The 21731-nt window shown below is 70.8% G+C and carries 21 protein-coding genes; 12 read left to right on the top strand and 9 right to left on the bottom strand.

What is annotated here, in order from left to right; genetic code table 11:
- Positions 1-48: 48 nt before the first annotated feature.
- Positions 49-312, bottom strand: coding sequence for a WhiB family transcriptional regulator (locus ABZ318_RS22795; protein WP_015033978.1), 264 nt, complete (start codon positions 310-312; stop codon positions 49-51).
- 653 nt (positions 313-965) lie between these two features.
- Here ABZ318_RS22795 and ABZ318_RS22790 point away from each other — a divergent pair.
- Genes ABZ318_RS22790 through ABZ318_RS22780 form a run of 3 tightly spaced genes read left to right on the top strand, consistent with a single transcriptional unit; the run spans position 966 to position 3769 of the window.
- Positions 966-1487 (top strand): cysteine dioxygenase family protein, encoded by a 522-nt coding sequence (locus tag ABZ318_RS22790; RefSeq protein ID WP_356904318.1) that lies wholly within the window; start codon positions 966-968, stop codon positions 1485-1487.
- Between the two features lie 12 nt (positions 1488-1499).
- Complete coding sequence (cofD, locus tag ABZ318_RS22785; RefSeq protein WP_356904317.1) at positions 1500-2456, top strand: 2-phospho-L-lactate transferase; 957 nt, start codon at positions 1500-1502, stop codon at positions 2454-2456.
- Complete coding sequence (locus tag ABZ318_RS22780) at positions 2453-3769, top strand: coenzyme F420-0:L-glutamate ligase (RefSeq protein WP_356904316.1); 1317 nt, start codon at positions 2453-2455, stop codon at positions 3767-3769. Before cofD ends, ABZ318_RS22780 begins: the two co-directional genes overlap by 4 nt.
- A 7-nt stretch (positions 3770-3776) precedes the next feature.
- Here ABZ318_RS22780 and ABZ318_RS22775 read toward each other — a convergent pair whose 3' ends face one another.
- From ABZ318_RS22775 to ABZ318_RS22765, 3 genes are all read right to left on the bottom strand, one after another.
- Entirely contained in the window at positions 3777-4718 is a 942-nt protein-coding gene (locus ABZ318_RS22775) for a DNA-3-methyladenine glycosylase 2 family protein (RefSeq protein WP_356904315.1), read from the bottom strand.
- Positions 4719-4851: 133 nt separating this feature from the next.
- A complete protein-coding gene (locus tag ABZ318_RS22770) occupies positions 4852-5934 on the bottom strand; it encodes an NDP-sugar synthase (RefSeq protein WP_356904314.1) in 1083 nt (360 codons plus the stop codon).
- Positions 5935-6038: 104 nt separating this feature from the next.
- Positions 6039-7409 carry a peptidoglycan recognition protein gene (locus ABZ318_RS22765; RefSeq protein ID WP_356904313.1) on the bottom strand — a complete coding sequence of 457 codons (1371 nt, stop codon included), beginning with the start codon at positions 7407-7409 and terminating at the stop codon, positions 6039-6041.
- Positions 7410-7546: 137 nt separating this feature from the next.
- Between ABZ318_RS22765 and ABZ318_RS22760 the strand changes: the two genes are divergently transcribed.
- From ABZ318_RS22760 to ABZ318_RS22730, 7 genes are all read left to right on the top strand, one after another.
- Positions 7547-8299: a TIGR03089 family protein gene (locus ABZ318_RS22760; protein ID WP_356904312.1), complete on the top strand. Its 753-nt coding sequence runs from the start codon at positions 7547-7549 to the stop codon at positions 8297-8299.
- 258 nt (positions 8300-8557) lie between these two features.
- Entirely contained in the window at positions 8558-9757 is a 1200-nt protein-coding gene (locus ABZ318_RS22755; protein ID WP_356904311.1) for an LCP family protein, read from the top strand.
- Between the two features lie 230 nt (positions 9758-9987).
- On the top strand, positions 9988-11733 hold the full coding sequence (locus ABZ318_RS22750) for an LCP family protein (RefSeq protein ID WP_356904310.1): 1746 nt from the start codon (positions 9988-9990) through the stop codon (positions 11731-11733).
- 49 nt (positions 11734-11782) lie between these two features.
- Positions 11783-13537, top strand: a complete 1755-nt coding sequence (locus ABZ318_RS22745; protein WP_356904309.1) for an LCP family protein — start codon at positions 11783-11785, stop codon at positions 13535-13537.
- 198 nt (positions 13538-13735) lie between these two features.
- Positions 13736-14164, top strand: coding sequence for a hypothetical protein (locus tag ABZ318_RS22740; RefSeq protein ID WP_356904308.1), 429 nt, complete (start codon positions 13736-13738; stop codon positions 14162-14164).
- Between the two features lie 101 nt (positions 14165-14265).
- On the top strand, positions 14266-14742 hold the full coding sequence (locus ABZ318_RS22735; RefSeq protein ID WP_356904307.1) for a DUF2690 domain-containing protein: 477 nt from the start codon (positions 14266-14268) through the stop codon (positions 14740-14742).
- 35 nt (positions 14743-14777) lie between these two features.
- On the top strand, positions 14778-15218 hold the full coding sequence (locus ABZ318_RS22730; protein WP_356904306.1) for a hypothetical protein: 441 nt from the start codon (positions 14778-14780) through the stop codon (positions 15216-15218).
- A gap of 64 nt (positions 15219-15282) precedes the next feature.
- Here the strand turns inward: ABZ318_RS22730 and ABZ318_RS22725 are convergent, their stop codons facing one another.
- Complete coding sequence (locus ABZ318_RS22725) at positions 15283-16302, bottom strand: glycosyltransferase family 2 protein (protein WP_356904305.1); 1020 nt, start codon at positions 16300-16302, stop codon at positions 15283-15285.
- Between the two features lie 254 nt (positions 16303-16556).
- Here ABZ318_RS22725 and ABZ318_RS22720 point away from each other — a divergent pair, with 254 nt between their 5' ends.
- Positions 16557-17936, top strand: coding sequence for an LCP family protein (locus ABZ318_RS22720; RefSeq protein ID WP_356904304.1), 1380 nt, complete (start codon positions 16557-16559; stop codon positions 17934-17936).
- Between the two features lie 48 nt (positions 17937-17984).
- Here the strand turns inward: ABZ318_RS22720 and ABZ318_RS22715 are convergent, their stop codons facing one another.
- Complete coding sequence (locus tag ABZ318_RS22715; protein ID WP_356904303.1) at positions 17985-18530, bottom strand: acyl-CoA thioesterase; 546 nt, start codon at positions 18528-18530, stop codon at positions 17985-17987.
- 130 nt (positions 18531-18660) lie between these two features.
- Between ABZ318_RS22715 and ABZ318_RS22710 the strand changes: the two genes are divergently transcribed.
- Entirely contained in the window at positions 18661-19929 is a 1269-nt protein-coding gene (locus ABZ318_RS22710; protein WP_356904302.1) for an LCP family protein, read from the top strand.
- Positions 19930-20008: 79 nt separating this feature from the next.
- On the opposite strand, the gene ABZ318_RS22705 is transcribed toward ABZ318_RS22710, so the two are convergent.
- The 3 genes from ABZ318_RS22705 to ABZ318_RS22695 all read right to left on the bottom strand — a co-directional run.
- Complete coding sequence (locus ABZ318_RS22705) at positions 20009-20878, bottom strand: hypothetical protein (protein ID WP_356904301.1); 870 nt, start codon at positions 20876-20878, stop codon at positions 20009-20011.
- An 80-nt stretch (positions 20879-20958) separates the two neighbouring features.
- Complete coding sequence (locus tag ABZ318_RS22700; protein ID WP_356904300.1) at positions 20959-21360, bottom strand: peptidase inhibitor family I36 protein; 402 nt, start codon at positions 21358-21360, stop codon at positions 20959-20961.
- Between the two features lie 278 nt (positions 21361-21638).
- A partial coding sequence (locus ABZ318_RS22695) for an acyl-CoA dehydrogenase family protein (RefSeq protein ID WP_132919430.1) occupies positions 21639-21731 on the bottom strand: 93 nt, incomplete at its 5' end.

Here is a 21731-nt window from a genome sequence, read left to right as displayed (position 1 = left end):
CCTGGTGTGCGCGCCGTGGCGCGGGGGGCCCGGCAGGCTTCGCGCCGTTCAGACGGCGGCCTTCTTCAGCCGGCGTCGCTCCCGCTCGGAGAGGCCGCCCCAGATGCCGAACCGTTCGTCGTTCTGCAGGGCGTATTCGAGGCACTCGGAGCGGACCTCGCAGGCGAGGCAGACCTTCTTGGCCTCGCGGGTCGAGCCGCCCTTCTCGGGGAAGAAGGACTCGGGATCGGTCTGGGCGCACAGCGCGCGCTCCTGCCAGCCGAGTTCCTCGTCCGCGTCCTCGACCAGCAGTTCCTGGAACAACTCGGTCATGTGCGCCCCTCGTCTGTTCTGTGCGTCCCCGTGATGTTGCCGGGGCGAACCCGGCCGAACGACACGAGTGAAATTACAAGTTCGTGCTCTGTGCGAGTCAAGCCGAGATCTGCTATTGGGCCCCGTATTCACTCTGCGGAACCAAGCCTATGCGGAAAGTGTTCAAATCACCAAAAAGGTGACACATGCCGCTGGCTTGATCGCGCCGCGCCGCCTTCACGGAGGAGGACGTCCAGGACTTGGATCTTGTTGCGATCCGGCCACGGAAGCGATCTGGATCACAGTCCGATCACGTCCCCCCATGTTTGAGGGCGCGGTCGAAGCGCCATCTGTCCTGGTCCGCGCCTGAGCAAACCTTTCTCCGGGCGCAGCAACCGGATGAGGTGAAACATTACCCCCAAATCGGGCATTGAGTTGACAGTCGGGTGCCCCTCCGTCCACCTTTGGTGGCATGCCAGCGACCGCAGCGCCCTCCGCGACCCACAGCCGTGGGTTCCGCCGCGCTGTCCAGGCGCGCTGTTGCTGTTGCTGTCCCAGCTGTTGATGCCCTAGAGCTCCAGCTTCTTCCCCCAGCGTCACCCCGCGTCACCCGTGTCACCTCTCTTCCGTGACCCCCCACCGCTTCTGTTTCTGCTGAGGAACCTCCCCATCCCATGAACATGGACAGCGACCTTCAGATCGCCGGCGACATCCTCGAGGTCCAGCACCTCCTCCAGCCCGAGCGCGCCCACCCCGAGACCGTGGCCGAGTTCGCCGGCCTCGCGCGCTCCATCGCCGACGACCGCTCCCAGTGGGCCCCGCACGTCGAGTACGACGCCACCACCCGCTGGTACCACCGCCTGCGCACCGGGCCCGGCTACGAGGTGTGGCTGCTCTCCTGGGTGCCCGGACAGGGCAGCGGGCTCCACGACCACGGCCTCTCCTCCGGCGTGCTCACCGTCCTGCAGGGCGAGCTGACGGAGCGCACGGACCGGGGCGCGCGGACGCTCGCCGGCGGCGCGCAGCGCGTCTTCGCCCCCGGGTACGTCCACGAGGTCGTCAACGACTCCCTCGAACCGGCCGTCAGCCTGCACGTCTACTTCCCCGGCCTGACCGAGATGCCGATGCACGAGTCGATGCACGAGTCGCTCCAGGCCCAGTGCGCCCCGGCCGCCCCCGGTGTCGCCCTCGCCTGACAAACTGCGTGCATGCGCATTGTGGTTCTGGCCGGCGGCATCGGTGGTGCCCGTTTCCTTCGCGGCCTCAAGCAGGCCGCGCCGGACGCGGAGATCACGGTCATCGGCAACACCGGTGACGACATCCATCTCTTCGGGCTGAAGGTCTGCCCCGACCTGGACACGGTGATGTACACCCTCGGCGGTGGCATCGACGAGGAGCAGGGCTGGGGACGTACGGACGAGTCCTTCACCGTCAAGGAGGAGCTCGCGGCGTACGGGGTCGGGCCCGAGTGGTTCGGCCTCGGCGACCGCGACTTCGCCACCCACATCGTCCGCACGCAGATGCTCGGCGCGGGCTACCCGCTGAGCGCCGTCACCGAGGCGCTGTGCGCCCGCTGGCAGCCCGGCGTGCGCCTCCTCCCCATGTCCGACGACCGCGTCGAGACGCACGTGGCGATCGAGGTGGACGGCGAGCAGCGCGCGGTGCACTTCCAGGAGTACTGGGTGAAGCTGCGCGCCTCCGTCGACGCGAAGGCCGTCGTGCCGGTCGGCGCGGAGGCCGCGAAGCCCGCGCCGGGCGTCCTGGAGGCGATCGCCGAGGCGGACGTCATCCTCTTCCCGCCGTCCAACCCCGTGGTGAGCGTCGGCACGATCCTGGCCGTGCCGGGGATCCGCGAGGCGGTCGTCGCGGCCGGGGCGCCGGTCGTGGGCCTCTCCCCCATCGTCGGCGACTCCCCCGTGCGCGGCATGGCCGACAAGGTGCTCGCGGCCGTGGGCGTGGAGTCCACGGCGGCGGCGGTCGCCCTGCACTACGGCGCCGAACTCGTCGGCGGCTGGCTCGTCGACACCGTCGACGCGGGCGCGGTCGCGGAGGTCGAGGCGGCGGGCATCGCCTGCCGCGCGGTGCCGCTGATGATGACCGACGTGGACGCGACGGCCGCGATGGCGCGCGAGGCGCTGGCGCTGGCCGAGGAGGTCCGGGGGTGACTGCGGCGGAGGAGGTCGTCCCGTCGTACCGGGTCTGGGCGCTTCCCGGGCTCCCCGAGGTGGCCGCCGGGGACGATCTGGCCAAGCTGATCGCCTCCGCGTCGCCGGAGCTCGCCGACGGGGACGTCCTGCTCGTCACCTCCAAGATCGTGAGCAAGGCCGAGGGCCGGGTGGTCGCCGCCGACGACCGCGAGGAGGCCATCGACGCCGAGACGGTACGGGTGGTGGCGCGGCGCGGCACCCTGCGGATCGTCGAGAACCGGCAGGGGCTCGTCATGGCCGCCGCCGGCGTCGATGCCTCCAACACTCCTTCCGGGACGGTGCTGTTGCTGCCCGAGGACCCCGACGCCTCGGCGCGGCGCATCCGTTCGGGGCTGCGCGAGGCGCTCGGCGTCGACGTCGGCGTCGTCGTCACGGACACCTTCGGGCGGCCCTGGCGCGCCGGCCTCACCGACGTGGCCATCGGCGCGGCCGGCGTGCGGGTCCTCGACGACCTGCGCGGCGGGACCGACGCGCACGGCAATCCGCTGAGCGCGACCGTGGTCGCCACCGCCGACGAACTGGCCGCCGCCGGCGACCTGGTGAAGGGCAAGGCGGCCGGGCTTCCCGTCGCCGTCGTCCGCGGACTGCCCCATGTGGTGGGCGGCGACGGCGAGGAGGGCGCGCGGGCGCTCGTCCGCCCCGCCGCCGACGACATGTTCCGGCTGGGGACCTCGGAGGCCGTACGGGAGGCGGTGACGCTGCGGCGGACCGTACGGGAGTTCACCGACGAGCCCGTCGACCCGGGGGCGGTCCGGCGCGCGGTCGCCGCCGCCGTGACGGCCCCGGCGCCGCACCACACCACCCCGTGGCGGTTCGTGCTCCTGGAGTCGGCGGCGTCGCGGACCCGGCTGCTCGACGCGATGCGGGACGCGTGGATCGCGGACCTGCGGCGGGACGGCAAGTCCGAGGAGTCCGTCGCGAAGCGGATCCGGCGCGGGGACGTCCTGCGCGACGCGCCCTACCTCGCCGTGCCCTGCCTCGTCATGGACGGCTCCCACCACTACGGCGACCCGCGCCGGGACGCCGCCGAACGCGAGATGTTCGTCGTGGCCACGGGCGCGGGCGTGCAGAACTTCCTCGTGGCGCTCGCCGGTGAGCGGCTCGGCTCGGCCTGGGTGTCCTCGACGATGTTCTGCCGGGACGTCGTACGGGAGGTCCTCGGGCTTCCGGAGGAGTGGGACCCGATGGGCGCGGTCGCCATCGGCCACCCGGCGGCCCCGCCGAAGGAACGCCCTGCGCGGCTCGCCTCGGAGTTCGTCGAGGTGCGGTGAGGGTCTTCTAGAGGGCCCTGATGTCGCCCGGCGTCATACGCGGGGCCCGGCGTGGCGGCACCCGGCCGCTGAGGAGGATCAGGCGGGCCGCGCGGTGGCGCTGGCCCGCGTACGGGGCCAGGAGCTCCAGCATCGCCTCGTCGTCGGTCGTACGGTCGCCCGCGAGCGCCCAGCCGACGATGCCCGGCAGGTGCAGGTCGCCGGTGGTGACCTCGTCCGGGGCGCCGTTGCTGCGCTGGACCGTCTCGGCGCTCGTCCAGGGTCCGATGCCCGGGATCAGCTCCAGGCGCTCGCGGGCCGCCGGCGGGTCCATGAGCGCGGCCTCCTCCAGCCGGGCCGCGACCCTCGCCGCGCGGACGATCGTGGCCGAACGCTTGCCGTCGACGTTCGCGCGGTGCCACTCCCAGGAGGGGATCTGCGTCCAGGTGCGGGCGTCCGGCATCGCGTACATGCCCTCGGGGGCGGGGCCGGGGGCGGGCTCGCCGTACTTCCGGACGAGGTGGCGCCATGAGCCGTAGGCCTCGTGCGTCGTGACCTTCTGCTCCAGGATCGACGGGATCAGCGACTCCAGGACCAGGCCGGTGCGGGTGAGACGCAGACCCGGGCGGCGGCGGTACGTCGCCAGGAGCAGCCTGTGGCGGGGGACGAAGGCGGCCGGGTCGTCCTCGGCGCCGAGGAGGGCGGGGAGGTTGTCCTGGAGCCAGGCGGCTCCCGGGCCCCACGCCTCGGCGCCGGGCCGCCCCTGCTCGATCCGGACCCGGAGGGTGCCGGGGCCGTCCGGGGTGCGGCTGGCCCGCCAGACCGAGCCGTCCGGGGTCACCCGGAAGGTGGGGTCGGCGGGGCCGCGGCGGAGGGGGCCGAGGGTGAGGCCGAGGTCGAGCGAGGTGCCCGGGACGTGGCCGCCGCGGACGGTGGTGCGGGTGGGTCTGGGTGCGAAGCGGCCGGCCATGGATAAGAGCGTAGCCGCGCGGGGTCGCACCCGGACCCGTCGTGGGGGCGCGCGCCTGCGAGCGGTGCGCCCGTCCGCCCGCCGTGTGGGCCATCGCCCCGCTGGGCCGATCGCCCACAACGGGGGGCGCGGGTTACTGGTCCGAGGAGAAGCGGACCGCGCCTGCGGGGAGGGTGGTGTCGCACCAGACCCGGACGCCCTCGCGGAGTTCGTTGTCCGGTCCCACCTGCGCCCCGTCGCCGACGACCGCCCCGCTGACGACCGTACGGGCGCCGATGCGGGCCCCCGCGCCGATCAGGGAGTCCGTGATCACCGCGCCCGGTTCGACGACCGCGCCCGCGAGGAGCGCGGAGCCGGTGACGCGGGCGCCCTCGCCGACGACCGCGTCCGCGCCGACGACCGTGCCGCCGGTCAGCTTGGCGTCCGGGGCGACGCGCGCGGACGGCAGGACCAGGCGGTCGCCGCAGCGGCCGGGGACGGCCGGGGAGGGGGCGCGGCCGAGGACCAGGTCGGCGGAGCCGCGGACGAAGGCCTGCGGGGTGCCGAGGTCCAGCCAGTACGTGGAGTCGACCATGCCCTGGAGGTGCGCCCCGGCGGAGAGCAGCTCCGGGAACGTCTCCCGCTCCACCGAGACCGGGCGTCCCGTGGGGATCGAGTCGATGACCGAGCGCTTGAAGACGTACGCGCCCGCGTTGATCTGGTCGGTGACGATCTCCTCGGGCGTCTGCGGCTTCTCCAGGAAGGCGGTGACGCGGCCGGTGTCGTCCGTGGGGACCAGGCCGAAGGCGCGCGGGTCCTCGACCCGGGTGAGGTGGAGCGAGACGTCCGCTCCGGAGGAGGAGTGGGTGTCGACGAGGGCCTGGATGTCGAGGCCCGTGAGGATGTCGCCGTTGAAGATGAGGACCGGGTCGTCGGGGCCCGAGTGCAGGCGCGAGGCCACGTTGCGTATCGCGCCGCCGGTGCCCAGCGGCTCCTCCTCGGTGACGTACTCCAGGCTGAGGCCGAGGGAGGAGCCGTCGCCGAAGTACGGCTCGAAGACCTCGGCCAGGTAGGAGGTGGCGAGCACGATGTGCTCGATGCCGGCGGCACGGGCCCTGGCCAGCTGGTGGGTCAGGAAGGGGACGCCCGCCGCCGGGACCATGGGCTTGGGCGTGTTGACCGTGAGGGGTCGCAGCCTTGTGCCCTTGCCACCGACCAGGAGTATCGCTTCTGTCACCTTGTCGTCTCTGCTTCCTGTTCGGGGCCGGTCAGCTCGCCCGTCTCGGTCGTCCGTGCGATATGACCGGTCAGTTTATGCAGATGGTTGCCTCCCTGCCCCCATCAGAGCCTTCCCTGGTACTTCGCCGAGCTCGTCCGGGCCGTGCCGAGCTTGTTGTACAGGCGTCCGCCGGGGCAGTCCGTGGCGAATCCGTCGCGGTGTCCGGCGATGGCGTTGAACCGGACCTTCTTGCCCTTCTTGTACAGGTTTCCGCCCCCTGAGATCAGATACGACGTTCCCTTCGGATTCACCCCGTGGAGCCCGAGTTTCCAGGCCGTCAGGCGGGCGATGGCGGTCAGGGCGGCGGCCGGCGGGGCGCTGCGGCTGAAGGTGCCGAGGACGGCGATGCCCATGCTGTTGGTGTTGAAGCCGAGGGTGTGCGCGCCCATGACCGGCTTGGCGACGCCGCCGGCCCGGCCTTCGTAGATGTTTCCGCACTTGTCGACGGCGAAGTTGTAGCCGAAGTCCCGCCAGCCGCTGCTCTTGACGTGGTAGCGGTAGATGCTGCGCAGGACGGAGGGGGCCTGCTTGCAGGTGTAGTTGTTGCCGGTGGCGCTGTGGTGGACGAAGGCCGCCTTGATGGTCTTCGTGTAGACGAAGCCCTTCTCTCGGATCCGCTCGTCCGCGCCCCACCCCTTACGGGTGATGATCTTGGGCCGGGGTCCGATGTACGGCTTCGCCGCCGCGGCGGCGGGAACTGCCCGCGCCTGCGGCATGTTCCGGGCCTCGCGCTCGGTCTCCTCCTTGGAGAGGGCCGGGATCCAGGTCGCGCCGTAGGACGCGAGGCCGGCGTTCACCGCTCTCGCGGTCTCCTCCGCCGCGCTCCTGCCGGCCCCGGCGGCCGGGGCCGCGGCGCCACGGGTCCGGGGCACGGCCTCCTCCGGCGCCGCCGCCGGGTCCTCGCCCGGGTCCACCAGTTCGAGCCGGAGGCCCGCCGGGAGCGGTTCCTCTCCCCGTACGCGGATCTCGACGCCGTCCGAGTCGCCCACCCACAGCGGGGCGGTGGAGCCGCGGAGCGCCCGGGCGGAGCCCTCCGCGGTGTCGGGGTCGGCGCCGTGCTCCTCGTTGTGGGTCTCCACGTCCTGCCACTGCGACCAGGCACCGCCGCCGGTGGCGCGGGTGCGGACCTGCACGGTGCCGTGCAGCGGGGCCGCCGGGTCGTCCCAGACGACGCCGACGAGCGAGAAGGGCCTGACGTCCCGTCGGGTGAGCCCCTGCCCGCCGGAGCCGGCCGTGTCGCCGAGGGCGCGCGTGGCGGCGCCGAGCGGTTCGAGGGGCAGCGACTGGGTGGAGCCCGGAAGTTCGGGCGCGGGTGGCAGTGCGAGGGCGGCCGCGGGTGGTGCCGTGGCCGCCGCCGGCGCGGTGAGGGAGACCGGCAGGGCGAGCACCGCCGCACAGGTGACGGCGATCGAGGAGGCGAGTGAGGCACGCATAGGCCGATCGTGCGTACCTCCGGGGTGTTCCGCGCGCCGGGAACCGGCCCGGAAACTGACGGGCCGTCGGTCCGACCGGAGGACGCCGTCACCGGTACGGCGGACCCGCGCGCACCCGCCCGCGTACGCTGTCCGGCGTGAACGCCAGCGACCGCACCCCTGCCGACCTGCTGCGATCCGCGCTCGCCGCGGACCCCGCCCGCCCCTTGGTCACCTTCTACGACGACGCCACCGGTGAGCGGGTGGAATTGTCCGTCGCCACCTTCGCCAATTGGGTGGCCAAGACGGCGAACCTGCTCCAGGGCGAGCTGTCCGCCGGGCCCGGCGACCGGCTCGCGCTGCTGCTGCCCGCGCACTGGCAGAGCGCCGTCTGGCTGCTCGCCTGCGCCTCCGTCGGCGTGACCGCGGAGATCGGCGGCGACCCGTCGGACGCGGACGTCGTGGTGGCGGGGCCGGACACCCTGGAGGCGGGTCTCGCCTGCTCCGGGGAGCGGATCGCGCTCTCCCTGGCCCCGCTGGGCCGCCGCTTCCCGGCCGCGCCCGCCGGATACGCGGACTACGCGGTCGAGGTGCCGAGCCAGGGCGACCGGTTCGCCCCGTTCGCACCGGTCGATCCGGAGGCGCCGGCGCTCGTCGTCGACGGTGCGGAACGCAGCGGGGTCCAGCTCGTCGAACAGGCCCGCGCGGACGCGGCGGCGCTCGGCCTCGCCCCCGGCTCCCGGCTGCTCTCCGGGCTGGGCTACGGCGACTGGCAGGGTCTCTCGGCGGGTCTTTACGCGCCCCTCGCGGCCGGCGGCTCCGTGGTGCTCTGCCGGAACCTGGACGCACTCGGCGCCGAGGGCCTGGAGAAGCGCGTGGAGAGCGAGCGGGTGACGCACACGGCGCTGTGAGCCGTCCGGCAGGCACGCCTGTCCGTCCGCCGGGCCGCACATGCCCACCGGCACCGGCCCGGCGCCCCTCCGTCACGTTCCGGCATCCACTTGGCGTATTACCGCGCCGAGTCCCCGGGCCCCCGCCCCGTCTGCGGTACATGATCGGCCGGGGGGAGTCGACTCCTTCCGCACAACCATGCGTCGGGTTCGGCCGTCTCCTTCTGTGACCGGCGGACGCCCGGCGCGCCGCCGACGCCACGAAGGACGGACCCAGACGTGACGGACCGTGCAGGCACGCCCGCCGAACCGGATCCCCCGGCGACGGAGGACGAGGCTCCCGGCGCCCCGGAGGAGCCGCGTCGGCGCCACTGGCTGCGCTGGACGGCCCTCGGTGTCGCGGTCGTCGTGCTGGCCGCCGCGGGGGTCGGCTGGTGGTTCTACCGGAAGCTCGACGACAACATCACCACCGACACCACCGCCGCCGCCGAGCTGGAGAGGTACGAGAAGGAGCGGCCGCCGGCGGGGACCTCGGCCGCGCGGAACATCCTGCTCATCGGCTCGGACACCCGGGCCGGCGAGGGCAACCGCAAGTACGGCAGGGACAAGGGCACCCAGCGCTCCGACACGACGATCCTGCTGCACCTCTCGGCGGGGAAGTCGAGCGCGACGGCCGTCTCCCTGCCGCGCGACCTGATGGTGACGATCCCGAGCTGCCGCAAGGCGGACGGGACCCGCACCCGGGAGCAGTTCGCGCAGTTCAACTGGGCCTTCGAGTTCGGCGGCACGGCGTGCACGATCCGTACCGTCGAGAGGCTGACCGGGATCCGGGTCGACCACCACATGGTGATCGACTTCCGGGGCTTCAAGAAGATGGTGGACGCCGTGGACGGGGTGGAGGTCTGCCTCAAGGAGCCGGTGGACGACCCGGACGCGAAGCTGAAGCTGCCCGCGGGCCGCCAGACGCTCCACGGGGAGCAGGCCCTCGGTTTCGTACGGGCCCGCAAGTCGCTCGGGAACGGCAGCGACACGGAACGCATGGACCGCCAGCAGCAGTTCCTCGGCGCCCTCGTCAACAAGGTGCAGAGCGACGGGGTGCTGCTCAACCCGACCAAGCTCTACCCGGTCCTGGACGCGGCCACGAAGGCGATCACCACGGACCCGGGGCTCGACTCGCTGCGGGACCTGTACGACCTGGCGCGGGCCATGCGGGCCATCCCGACCGAGAAGGTGCAGTTCCTCACCGTCCCGCGCCGCTCCTACCGATACGACGCGAACCGTGACGAACTGGTGCAACCCGCGGCAGGCGACCTCTTCCGTCAACTGCGCGAGGACAAGCCCGTCCTGGTGACGCCCGACAACGAGAAGAAGGACGGCGAGCGGGGCGGGGACGGGAAGCCCGACGACCCGGACGCCTCGCCGCCGTCGGCGACGCCGACCTTCACGGGACGGAACGCGGCGGAAGGGGTGTGTGAGTAAAGCGCGCCCCAAGGCGAGCGCGGGGACCGATGAGGTTTGAGCAAATTGCCCGGTTGTAAGGGGCGTGGAATTTGTCACGGACGTCGCCCCACGCTGAACTGGGCGGATAGTGTGACGCGATCCGGTGCACCCCGACCGTGTGGTCGCACTCAGCAAGGATCAACGACCGAGAGAGCGGCGCCCTGTGGGGGAGGCGCCTCGCGTGGCACCGACGGAGGACTCGAGTAACCGTGGACGCGCACAGCCGTGGACGGGCGGACGAGATCGACCCCGCCGACCAGTGGGTCCTCAACCCGCAGACGGGCAACTACGAACTGCGACTGGACCGCTCCGCTGGGCAGTCACAGGCGCAGACCCCGCCCCGCACCCGGAGATCCGCCTCCGCCGCACCCTCGTCGACACCCGCCTCCGAGCCGTCCGAGGCACCCGTCCCCGGCCAGCGCCGCCGTCGCGCCCCGGAGCCGGCCGCGGGCGACCAGGTGCCGCCGCAGAGCCGCCGCAAGCGCAAGCAGGGCGCCAGCCGCAAGAAGAAGATCCTGCTGTGGACCGGCGGCACGATGGCGTTCGTGCTCGTGGGCGGCGCCGCCGGCGCGTACGCGATCTACAGCAAGCTCGACGGCAACATCGGCACGGTCGACGTCGGTGATGCCGCGGAGGGCACCCCGGGCATGGACGGGCCGCTGAACATCCTGATCATCGGCAACGACGTCCGTACCGGCGAGGGCAACGAGAGCTACGGGAACAAGACCAACGTCACCGGCCACGCCGACACGACGTTGCTCATGCACGTCTCCGACGACCGCACCAACGCGACGGTCCTGAGCATCCCCCGGGACCTCAAGATCCCGATCCCGGACTGCCCGACGAAGCAGCCCGACGGTTCGACGAAGGTCATCCCCGGCTCGGGCGCACCCACCCGGTTCAACGAGTCGTTCGGCGTGAACGGCCGCGACCCCGGCTGCACGATGCGCACGGTCAAGGAGATGACCGGAGTGGGGCTCAACCACTTCATGATGGTCGACTTCAACGCCGTCAAGACGCTGTCGACGGCGGTCGGCGGCGTGAAGGTCTGCCTGACCAAGCCCATCAAGGACCCGAGCTACTCCAAGCTCGACCTGCCGGAGGGCGAGAGCCGGATCCAGGGCGAGACCGCGCTCGCGTTCCTCCGCAACCGCCACGGTCTCGGCAACCAGAGCGACCTGGACCGGATCAAGATGCAGCAGCAGTTCGTCGCGTCCATGATGCGACAGCTGAAGGAGGACACCCTGGACAGTCCGACGCAGCTCCTCTCGGTCGCGAACGCGGCGACCGAGGCGCTGACCGTGGACAGGGGGATAGGCAGTGCCCTGAAGCTGACCAGCCTGGCCAAGGAGATCGGCAAGGTCGATCTCAAGAACATCAGCTTCATGACCGTTCCGGTCGTCGACAACCCCGATGAGCCGCCGACCAAGCGGGCGACGGTCGTCCTCGACCCGAACAAGGCTCCGCAGGTGTTCTCGATGATCCAGAACGACGTCTCCTTCACCGAGGTGAAGCGCAAGCAGCAGGACGCCAAGAACGCCCAGGCACAGGCCCAGGCGAAGCTGCTCCAGGGTGCGCGCGCCGAGGCCGCCGACGTACGCGTCGACGTCTACAACGGCAGCGGGATCCAGGGCGCGGCCCAGTCGACCATCAACTGGCTGCAGAACGACCAGGGTGTGACGCGGTCCACCAACAAGAGCAACGCCCCCGAGAAGGCGGCGAAGACCACGCTCACCTATGCACCGAACCAGGCCGATCAGGCCCGCAAACTCGCGGACATGATGGGCCTGCCGGCCTCGGCGCTCAAGCCGGGCACGGAGGACGCCGCCGCGCGCGAGCCCATGACGCTCGTCCTCGGCGCGGACTTCAAGGGCGCAGGGGTTTCCATGACCGCTCCGACGAAGGCGCCGGACGTGGGTCAGGTAGAAGCAGACAAGCAGGTGTGCGCCAAGTGACCGGCAACACCGGGACTTGACACACTGCTGACCAACGAGGGGACTTGGGGTGGGACAGAGCAGCGTGCGTGGGGAGGGAACGCGGGGACGCGTTCCGCGCGCCCGTGAACTGGGCTGGGACGACGACCTGCACGGCGCCGGCGAGGCGACCGGCGCGAAGGACGGCGCTCCCGAGGAGGAGGCGGAGGCCGACGCGCCCGTGCCGGCCCGCGCCTCGCGCCGGCGCGGCGGACACGGCGGCGGTACGGGCGCGGGCGGACGCGCGGCCTCGCGCCGCCGCGCCAAGAAGACCGGCAAGCGCAAGGTGCTGCGGTGGACGGCGATCACGCTGTCGCTGCTGATACTCGGCACGGCCGGCGCCGGATACCTGTACTACGAGCACCTCAACGGCAACATCCGCGGCGGTGACCGCGCGGGCGGCAACAGCGGCGTGAAGAAGTCCGCGCCGAACGCGATGGGCGACACCCCGCTGAACATCCTGCTGATCGGTTCCGACAGCCGGGCGGACGCGAAGAACGTGGCCCTGGGCGGCGGAAAGGACCTCCGGAACAACCCGCCGCTCGCCGACGTGCAGATGCTGCTGCACGTCTCCGCGGACCGGAAGAACGCCTCCCTGGTGTCCATTCCGCGCGACACCATCGTCCACATCCCGGAATGCAAGGACAAGAACGGCACCACCTACCCCGCCACCGACAACCGGCCCATCAACGAGACGCTGATGCGCGGCGGTCCCGGCTGCACCCTCACCACCTGGGAGGAGCTCACCAAGGTCTACATCGACCACTGGATGATGGTCGACTTCGCAGGAGTCGTGGCGATCGCCGACGAAGTCGGCGGTGTCCCGGTCTGCGTCAAGACCGGCGTGTACGACCACCCGACCGCGCGCGTGAAGGGTGGCTCCGGACTGAAGCTGCGCGCGGGCACGACCGAGATCCAGGGCAAGCAGGCCCTCCAGTGGCTGCGCACCCGGCACCCCTTCTACAACGACCAGGGGCGTGCCAAGGCCCAGCACATGTACCTGAACGGCATGATGGAGAAGCTCCAGAGCCAGAACGCCTGGACCGACACCGGCCGTCTCATGGGCCTCGCCGAGACCGCCACGGAGTCGCTCCAGGTCTCTGACGAGCTCAAGTCGGTCAAGAAGCTGTTCGACCTGGCGATGCAGCTCAAGAACGTGAAGCTGAACCGCCTCACCACGGCGAACATCCCGACGGCGGAGTGGTCTCAGGACCACAACAAGAACGTCCTGATCAAGAAGTCGGCGGACAAGATGTTCGCGATGCTCCGCGACGACATCGCCTTCGACAAGAACGGCGACCCGGCCGACGCGAAGCCGAAGCCGACCGCCTCGACCAAGCCCAAGGCCACCGCCGGGGCGCCCGGCTCGCTCGCCGTGGCGGTCGTCAACGGCACGGGCAGCGACACCGAGCCGGCCGCCGAGGGCCGCGCCCGCACGATCGCCGAGCTCCTCCAGGGCAAGGGCTTCACCGAGGCCAAGTTCTCCCAGGAGGGTGGGAACCGCGAGGACACGGTGGTCGCCTATCCCAAGGCCGACGCCGACCAGGGCAAGGCGAACGCCCTGTCCGTGGCCAAGGCGCTCGGGCTGCCCGACTCCGCGGTCCGCGCCGACGCCAAGGTCGAGGGGATCACCCTGACCATCGGTGCCGACTGGCGCGAGGGCTCCGTCTACAAGCACGAGAAGCCGAAGGCGGGCGACCTTCCGGAAGGCTCCGACGTGGTGCAGGGCGATCAGAAGGAGTGCATGCCGGTCTACTCCGCGTACTACTGGGACGGGAAGAGCTGACCCCGGTTCCCGCACCTGCGACGGCCGGATCCCCGCGAGGGGGTCCGGCCGTCGGACGTTTCCGCCAACTCGCCCCGCTTGCAGCAGAGTTCAACGGCGAAATGTGACGCGGCTCACCAGTCCCGATCGATTGTCGAAAATGATCACCGTGGATAGCTTCAACAGGCCTTACAGCCCTTCCCCTTGGAGCAATGAGCCATGAACTTCGGCAAGAAGGCAGCGTCCACCCTCGGCGCACTCGCCGCGATAGCGGGCCTCTCCCTCGTCAACGCCCCCTCCGCCGCCGCGAGCACGCCCTCCGGATGCAGCAGCGTGTCCCAGATCGGCAGCACCCGGGTGATCCAGGTCGGCGGAGTGGACGCCGCCTCGGTCAAGCAGTACTACGGCTGCGGGTACAACTACGCGTACATCTACGTGTGGCAGCAGTACCGGAACACGCACACCAACTGGGACCTCTACGTCCACGTCGTCAACGAGTCCGACTCCGGCACGGACTACGGCGAGGCGTCCCTGTCCAACACGACGCGGTCCGAGCTCTGGGGTACGGCGGCCAACACCGCGGCCTACTGCACGCACGCCACGGGCTACCTCAACACGACGGGTGGTTCGACCTCCTCGGTCTGCTGAGCCAACAGCCCTTTCCTCAAAGGGTGTTGACATGCACTCAGCCAAATGATGATCTCTGATTCGCACGCGACCACATCGTTCTCACACCCCCGGGAGCCATCATGCGTACTCGCATGCGTAACTTCGCCCGCCTCGGCATCGTTGCCGGCTCGCTCGGTCTCGCGTTGATCGCGGGCACCGGCGGCGCGCAGGCGTACACCTACGACGGCACGAACCCGTCGTCCACCGGGTGCTCCGCCGACGGCAGGACGGTCGCCTCCGCCACCGCCAGGAACGCCGCCGGCGCCTCGTTCGGCACCATCGAGCTCCGGTACAGCCTCAACTGTCACACCGCCTGGGCGCGCATGACGCTGAACTACCCCGAGAGCGACTGCGACAACGCGAGCGCGGGTTACGCCTGCACCCGGGGCTACATCATCCGCAACAACGACGGCCGCACCTACAGCTGCAAGATCTCCCCCGGGCAGACCCAGTGCTACACGCCCCAGGTCTACGACAAGGACCCCCTGACGTCGTTCGCGCAGGCGTACGTCGACGCGGCGACCGGCGAGTCCAACACGCGCACCGCCTCGTACTGACGGCCCGGGTCGGCCACCACCTCGGAAGGCACACGATGAAGCAGCACAAGATCACTCGCTGGCTCGCCACCTCGGCCGTCCTGCTCGGCCTCGGTGTCGCGGCGCCCATCGCCACGGCCGGCCCGGCCGCCGCAGGTGGATACGGTTGTGACGGCACCCTGGTCGACACCCTGCCGCACTACGCCTACTCCTTCGAGGGCGGCGGGCAGGTCGCCACGACGTACATCTACTGGGACGGCACGTACAACTGCGTGGTGAACGTGAAGCAGGGCTCCACGTACGGCGTTTCCACCCGCATGGCGCTCTCCATCATGACCTCCACCGAGATGAACGGCGACCCCGGGTACTTCAAGTACTACGCGGGTCCGGTGAAGATCTACGCCAAGGGCAGGTGCATCAAGACCGAGGCGACCGGATGGGGCACGAACGGCCACGAGCTGTACCAGAACGAGACCGGCTGGATGCACTGCGGCTGAGTCCGTCCACCACGAGGACGACCGGTGCGACAGCACCGGTCGTCCTCGGTCTTTGAACGGGGCGTCAGACCGACTCGGTCTCGCCCGCCCTCACCGCCGGGCGGCGGCTCGCGATGACCTTCTTCGCGAGGGAGCGGGGGCTGGTGAGGAAGCCGTAGCCCCAGGACATGTGCATGGTCGCGAGGGCCACCGGGATCTGGAGGCGGGCCTTCAGGGGCAGGCCCTTGCCCGCCGGGAGCGAGCCGACGGTGATCGCCGCGAGGTAGCCGGCCGGGATCACGAAGCCGAGCGGGGTGAGGACGGCGCCCACGACGAGACCGGCGGCGATCGCGCAGACGGCGGTCGGCGGGGCCAGGTAGCGCAGGTTGATGGAGCCCTGGTGGTAGCGGGCCACCACGTGGCGCCAGCGGCCGTAGTCCTTGTACTGCTTCGCGAGCGCCTTCACCGAGGGCCGCGGGCGGTACTGCACGCGGAGCTCCGGCGAGAACCAGATCAGGCCGCCGGCCTCGCGGATGCGGAAGTTCAGCTCCCAGTCCTGGGCGCGGATGAACTCCACGTTGTACCCGCCCTGCTGCTCCAGCGCCTCGCGCCGGAAGACGCCCAGGTAGACCGTCTCCGCGGGACCCGCCTCGCCGCCCGTGTGGAAGGCGGCGTTGCCCACGCCGATCTTCGAGGTCATGGCGGCGGCGACCGCGTCCTCCCAGGCGTTCTCGCCCTCGGCGTGCATGATGCCGCCGACGTTCTGCGCGCCGGTCTCCTCCAGGAGCCGGACCGCGGTGGCGATGTAGTTCGGGGAGAGCATGCCGTGGCCGTCGACGCGCACCACGATCGGGTGACGGGAGGCCCGGATCGCCGCGTTGAGCGCGGCGGGGGTACGGCCGGTGGGGTTCGGCACGGTGTGGACCCGGGGGTCTTCGCGTACGAGCTCGGCGGCGATCTCGTCCGTGCGGTCCGTGGACGGGCCGAGGGCGATCACCACCTCCATCTCGCCGTCGTACTCCTGCTCCAGGATGTGGCGGACCGAGTTGCGCAGGTGCCGCTCCTCGTTGAGGACCGGCATGATCACGGAGACGGGGGGCAGCATGGTTCCTCGGGGGTACGGGGGTCGTCCCCCCGGAAGACGGCAGTATCGCCCGCCACGTTACCGCGAACGGGGGACACCGGTGCGCGCCGAGCGGGTGGCGTGCCCTTGCGCTGATCGTATGGGCCTACCGTGCTCACGGTCCCCTGTCCCACCCGCGGAGGTGCCCGTCCGTGCCCACACCGCCCCGCACACCCCGTCCCCGGCCCGCCGCCCGTCGCGTACCGGTCCGCCGGCGGAGGCGGCCCCGGTGGGGGATGCGGATGGCGACGGCGCTCTCCGTGGCGGTCCTCGCGGCGGGCGGGATCGGGCACGCCCTGGTGACCGGCCTCGACACCGGGATCACCCGGGTCGACCCCTTCAAGGACATGAAGAACCGGCCGCAGGCCGGGCACGGGATGAACGTGCTGCTCGTCGGCACGGACGGCCGCGACCGGATCACCCCCGAGGAGAGGGCGAAGTACCGGCTCGGCGGTGAGCCCTGCCACTGCACCGACACCATCATGCTCGTCCACATCTCCGAGGACCGGGAGCGGGCCAGCGTCGTCAGCCTCCCCCGCGACTCGTACGCGGAGATGCCCGAGCACACCGACCTGAACAGCGGCAGGAAGCACCGGGCCCATCCGGTGAAGCTGAACGCGGCCTACGCCGAGGGCGGGCCCGGGCTGACCGTGCGGACCGTCGAGTCGATGACCGGCGTGAAGATCGACCACTACCTGGAGGTCGACTTCACCAGCTTCATGCGGACCGTCGACGCCGTCGGCGGGGTGCAGATCTGCACGACGCGCGCCCTGGAGGACTCGTACACGGGGCTCCACCTCTCCCCCGGCACCCATGAGCTGGACGGCGGGCAGGCCCTGCAGTACGTGCGCTCCCGGCACATCGACGGGGCCGCCGACATCGGCCGGATGCAGCGGCAGCAGCGGTTCCTGGCGGCGCTGATCGAGCAGGTGACGAGCGGCGGGGTGCTGCTCAACCCGGTGCGGTTCCGTGAGGTCGCGACGACGATGCTGAGCTCCGTACGGGCCGACGAGGACTTCGGTACGGATCAGCTCCTCGCCCTCGCCAAGGCGATGCGCGGCTTCACCCCCGCCTCGTCCGAGTTCGTGTCCGTGCCGATCGGGGACATGAGCTTCCCCGTGAAGGACATCGGCTCGACCGTGAAGTGGGACGCGGCGAAGGCGCAGAAGCTGTTCCAGGCCGTGCGGGAGGATCAGCCGCTCTCCCCGCAGAAGGCGGCGGCCTCGGCCCCGGCCAAGGCCCCCAGGACGGTCGTCGTGGACGTGCCGCCGCGGACGGTCCGCGTGCAGGTCTACAACGGGACCCGGACCGACGGTCTCGGGCGGAAGGTCGACGACGCGCTGCGCGCGACCGGCTTCGACACGACGCGCACGCCGATGACCGCGGCGGGGCGCGAGCGGGGGCGGACGGTCGTCGAGTACGACCCCCGGTGGGACCGGTCGGCGAAGTCGCTGGCGGCCGCCCTGCCCGGGGCGGAGCTGCGGGCGGTTCCGGGGCGGGGCGGGACCCTGCGGGTCACCGTGGGGGGCGACTACAAGGGGGTCACGGCAGTGCGGGCGGAGGCTTCGGGGGCCCCGTTCGAGGCGGTCACCGGGGACGAGGTGGTGTGTCCGTGACGGTCGCTCCCGCGCCCGCGTGGGCACCGCCCCGGCGGGGCGCGGGTGTCAGTCCTCGTAGCCCTCTGCCGCTCGGCGTTCCCGGAGTTCCTTGATGGCCTGCCGGCGGGCCAGCCGGTGGGTGCGGCGGATCTGCGCCTCCTGGTTGCGGCGCTTGTCCTGCTCGGTCTCCGGGATGACCTGGGGGACCGGGCGGGGCCTGCCCTCCGCGTCGACGGCCGCGAAGACGAGGTAGGCGGAGCCGACCTGGGTGGCGGGCGTGGACTCGTTCCAGCGCTCGGCCATGACCCGCACGCCGACCTCCATGGAGGACCGGCCGGTCCAGTTGACCTGGGCCTTCACGTGCAGCAGGTCCCCGACCCGTACAGGCTCCAGGAAGGCCATCTCGTCCATCGAGGCCGTGACCGCCGGACCGCCCGAGTGCCGGCCCGCGACGGCGCCCGCCGCGTCGTCCACCAGCTTCATGATCACGCCGCCGTGCACCGTGCCCAGGAGGTTGGTGTCGTGGCTGGTCATGATGTGGCTGAGGGTGGTGCGGGACGCGGAAGTCGGCTTGCCCGGGATTCCGTCCGGGGTATCGCCCTGGTCTGTCATGTCCTCCACCTTATGCCGGGTCCGGTCCCCGTCCCCGTCGGGTCCGCTTTGCATCAGCTTGGCAACAGCACCGGTCCGATCCTCCACCCGGGCTGTCGTCCGGAAAGCCCTGCCCGGCACACTGGTCCACATGAATGACTGGCCCGATGACGGCGGATACGGCCGCGGCAGCGCGAACTCCCAGCCCGAGGGACCCCGCCGGATGAGCCATGTGCAGCGCCCGCAGGTTCCGCAGCAGCCGCCCCGCGGCGGCCAGGGCCAGGGTTACAACCCGAACTTCACGCAGGCGCAGAACCAGGGGTACGACTCCGGTTACAGCAGCGGCCAGGTGTACGGCGGCCCGCAGAGCGGCGCCCAGGACGGCGGCCGCGGCACCGTGCCCCCGCAGTACTCCCCGCAGGGGCCCGGCCGGCCCGCGCCGGACTGGCGCAAGCGGATCAAGGTCGGCTCGATCGTGCTGGTCGTGGCGGTCGCCGCCTGGGGCATCGGCACCTACGCCTGGGCCTCCTCGCAGATGCGCAACGAGGTCGATCTCTCCAAGGTCATCGAGCGGCCGGAGGAGGGCGACTGCACCACGTACCTGATCGTCGGCTCCGACAGCCGCGAGGGCATGTCCGCCGAGGAGAAGAAGAAGCTCCACACCGGCTCCGCCGAGGGCAAGCGGACCGACTCGATGATGATCCTCGCGGCCTGCTCCAGCGGGAACACGATGGTCTCGCTGCCCCGTGACTCCTGGGTGACGATCCCGAACTTCGTCGGCTCCGAGTCCGGCAAGTCGTACCCGGCCCGCGGCGGCTCCAAGCTGAACGCGGCCTACGCGATGGACGGCCCCGAGCTGCTCGTGCGCACCGTCGAGTTCAACACCGGCCTGCACATCGACCACTACGCGGAGATCGGCTTCGCCGGCTTCGCGAACATCGTGGACGCGCTCGGCGGCGTCGAGCTGAACATCGAGAAGGGCTTCAAGGACAAGAAGTCCGGCGCCGACTTCCAGGCGGGCACGCAGACCCTCAACGGCGAGCAGGCCCTGGCCTTCGTCCGTACCCGGTACGCCTTCGCCGAGTCGGACCTCCAGCGGACGAAGAACCAGCAGAAGTTCCTCTCCGCCCTCGCGAACCAGGCGGCGACGCCGGGCACGATCCTCAACCCGTTCGCGCTGTACCCGACGCTCGGCGCCGGTCTGGACACGCTGATCGTGGACAAGGACATGTCGCTGTACGACCTCGGGAAGATGTTCTTCGCGATGAAGGGCATCAGCGGCGGCGACGGCAAGTCCATGAACATGCCGATCAACGGCACCGCGCCGCAGGGCTCCCTGAAGTGGGACATGCCGAAGGTGAAGCAGCTCGTCGAGCAGATCAAGAACGACGAGCCGGTGACGGTGACCTCGAACCGCTGACCGCTCACCGGTGGCGACCGGACGGAAGGAGGGGCTCCCCGCGGCGGGGAGCCCCTCCTTCCGTCCGTGTGGCGGGCGGTCACCGAGGCGTCGTGGCTCGCTTTGCGCGAGCCACTGCCGCCTGCACCTCCCGCCGCTCGGCCTGCAGGGCCGTCCCGTGCTCGGATATCGACTTCTCCTGCAGTTCGCTGTCCGCCGTCAGCCACGTGAACAGGACTCCCGAGGAGTAGTTGCACGCGACCTCCGCGCCGGCCAGCGTCTTCCTCTCGGCGGCGGACGTCTTGGCGCGTCCGGGCGTGTCCATGGGATTGGCGAAGGTGAAACCGCTCTTCTCCATGCATGCGGACCAGCGCCGAAAAGCCGATTCGACCCTCGGGTCCTTCATGGATCTCTGCCAGGATTCGATCTGGATCTTCGATGCGACCGGAGTCTTCGGGATGCCGATCTTCCGACCCGCTTCTCCGACGCACCCACCGTCGCCTCCGGTCGGCGCCCCGAAGAACAACAGGTTCTGCTGCTTCGACAGGGACAGCTTGGGCTGAAGGCGCCCCGGGTCCTTCGACGGGGGCAGGTCGTAGCCGTATTCCCTGGCCTCCGCGGAAATGCTGAGCCCGTACCGGCGCTCAAGGGGGCTCTGCATGTCGGCCTGGGGCTCGGGAAGCTCGAACCCCTTCACGCCCCGCCTGATCATGCACTGCTCGATCAGCGTCTTCTTGGCCGCTCTGAACAGCAGCTCGTCGCTCCGCGTCGGAAGGTACTGCTGAATCGGCATGGACCGGCTCCGGAACCTGTCCTCTTCGGACTGCCTCTCCTTCGCCCTCTCCCCGGCGGCTCGGGATCCTTCGGCCCCTCCGGAGTCGTCGGTGCCGACAGCGCCCCCGGCCCAGACGACCACGGCGGCCACGCCGGACATCGCCGCAGCCGCGAGGACAAGGATCTTCTTGTTCATACACCCACCGTCCACGTGCAAGAAAAGCGTGCCGCCGCCTCGGAACGACAAGGCGACGGCACGCGGGGAGATCCGTACGACTAGTAGACCTTTATCGAGGCGTTCTCGTTGTAGGTGTTGGAGAGCTGCCCATCGGCCGAGTGCGCCCAGAGGACGTCGTAGGCGCCCTTGTAGTTCGAGTTGAAGTAGATGGTGGCGCCGCCGTCGCGCGTGTTCGTGGCGGAAGCGGCGTTGTTCTTCACGTCCAGCTCGTAGCCGGCGCACCCCGAACCGTTGATGCTGCAGTTCCTGAACTTGTAGCCCGCGAAGTCGGAGATGGAGTACCAGGTCTGGAAGAACGCACCCTGCCATCCGCTGTTGTAGTGCAGACACACCACGCCCTCGGGGCACGACGGTGACGCCTCCGCAGCCGACGCCATGGCGAGCGGGCTGACGGTCCCGATGGCAAGCGCGGTCAGAATGCCGGCGAAACGCCTGTTCACTTGTCCTCCTGATGAAGAATCACAGCGCGTCGGCCATGGGGCGAGCCAGGCCGTTCCCCCCGGACGGGGCCGTGATGAGCAGGTCGAGGCTACGACTCCGGCATGCTCACGTCATCGAGCGCATGATCACCCGACTGAAAGTCAGCCAGGATTGACCGAAACCGATCAGTAGTGACTGAATGTGATCGCTCAACCTGTGCGCAGCTGCGGGTGTCCGGCGGCCGCCCCACGCACGGAAGGGCGCCCCGGAGGGCGCCCTTCCAACTCTGCGGCCCCGGTTACGGGAGGTTGCGGGCCATGACGATGCGCTGGACCTGGTTGGTGCCCTCGTAGATCTGGGTGATCTTGGCGTCGCGCATCATGCGCTCCAC

Source organism: Streptomyces sp. NPDC006197, from assembly GCF_040613865.1.
Taxonomy (GTDB): domain Bacteria; phylum Actinomycetota; class Actinomycetes; order Streptomycetales; family Streptomycetaceae; genus Streptomyces.
The sequence above is the reverse complement of the archived record's forward strand: the minus strand, read 5'-3'. Positions and strand labels throughout refer to the sequence as shown.

Bases quoted from the DNA above. Each gene is read 5' to 3' on its own strand.
- ABZ318_RS22795 (WP_015033978.1), bottom strand. From the start codon at position 312: ATGACCGAGTTGTTCCAGGAACTGCTGGTCGAGGACGCGGACGAGGAA.
- ABZ318_RS22720 (WP_356904304.1), top strand. From the start codon at position 16,557: ATGCGGATGGCGACGGCGCTCTCCGTGGCGGTCCTCGCGGCGGGCGGG.
- ABZ318_RS22715 (WP_356904303.1), bottom strand. From the start codon at position 18,530: ATGACAGACCAGGGCGATACCCCGGACGGAATCCCGGGCAAGCCGACT.
- ABZ318_RS22730 (WP_356904306.1), top strand. From the start codon at position 14,778: ATGAAGCAGCACAAGATCACTCGCTGGCTCGCCACCTCGGCCGTCCTG.
- cofD (WP_356904317.1), top strand. From the start codon at position 1,500: ATGCGCATTGTGGTTCTGGCCGGCGGCATCGGTGGTGCCCGTTTCCTT.
- ABZ318_RS22725 (WP_356904305.1), bottom strand. From the start codon at position 16,302: ATGCTGCCCCCCGTCTCCGTGATCATGCCGGTCCTCAACGAGGAGCGG.
- ABZ318_RS22735 (WP_356904307.1), top strand. From the start codon at position 14,266: ATGCGTACTCGCATGCGTAACTTCGCCCGCCTCGGCATCGTTGCCGGC.
- ABZ318_RS22705 (WP_356904301.1), bottom strand. From the start codon at position 20,878: ATGAACAAGAAGATCCTTGTCCTCGCGGCTGCGGCGATGTCCGGCGTG.
- ABZ318_RS22790 (WP_356904318.1), top strand. From the start codon at position 966: ATGAACATGGACAGCGACCTTCAGATCGCCGGCGACATCCTCGAGGTC.
- ABZ318_RS22765 (WP_356904313.1), bottom strand. From the start codon at position 7,409: ATGCGTGCCTCACTCGCCTCCTCGATCGCCGTCACCTGTGCGGCGGTG.
- ABZ318_RS22775 (WP_356904315.1), bottom strand. From the start codon at position 4,718: ATGGCCGGCCGCTTCGCACCCAGACCCACCCGCACCACCGTCCGCGGC.
- ABZ318_RS22710 (WP_356904302.1), top strand. From the start codon at position 18,661: ATGAATGACTGGCCCGATGACGGCGGATACGGCCGCGGCAGCGCGAAC.
- ABZ318_RS22740 (WP_356904308.1), top strand. From the start codon at position 13,736: ATGAACTTCGGCAAGAAGGCAGCGTCCACCCTCGGCGCACTCGCCGCG.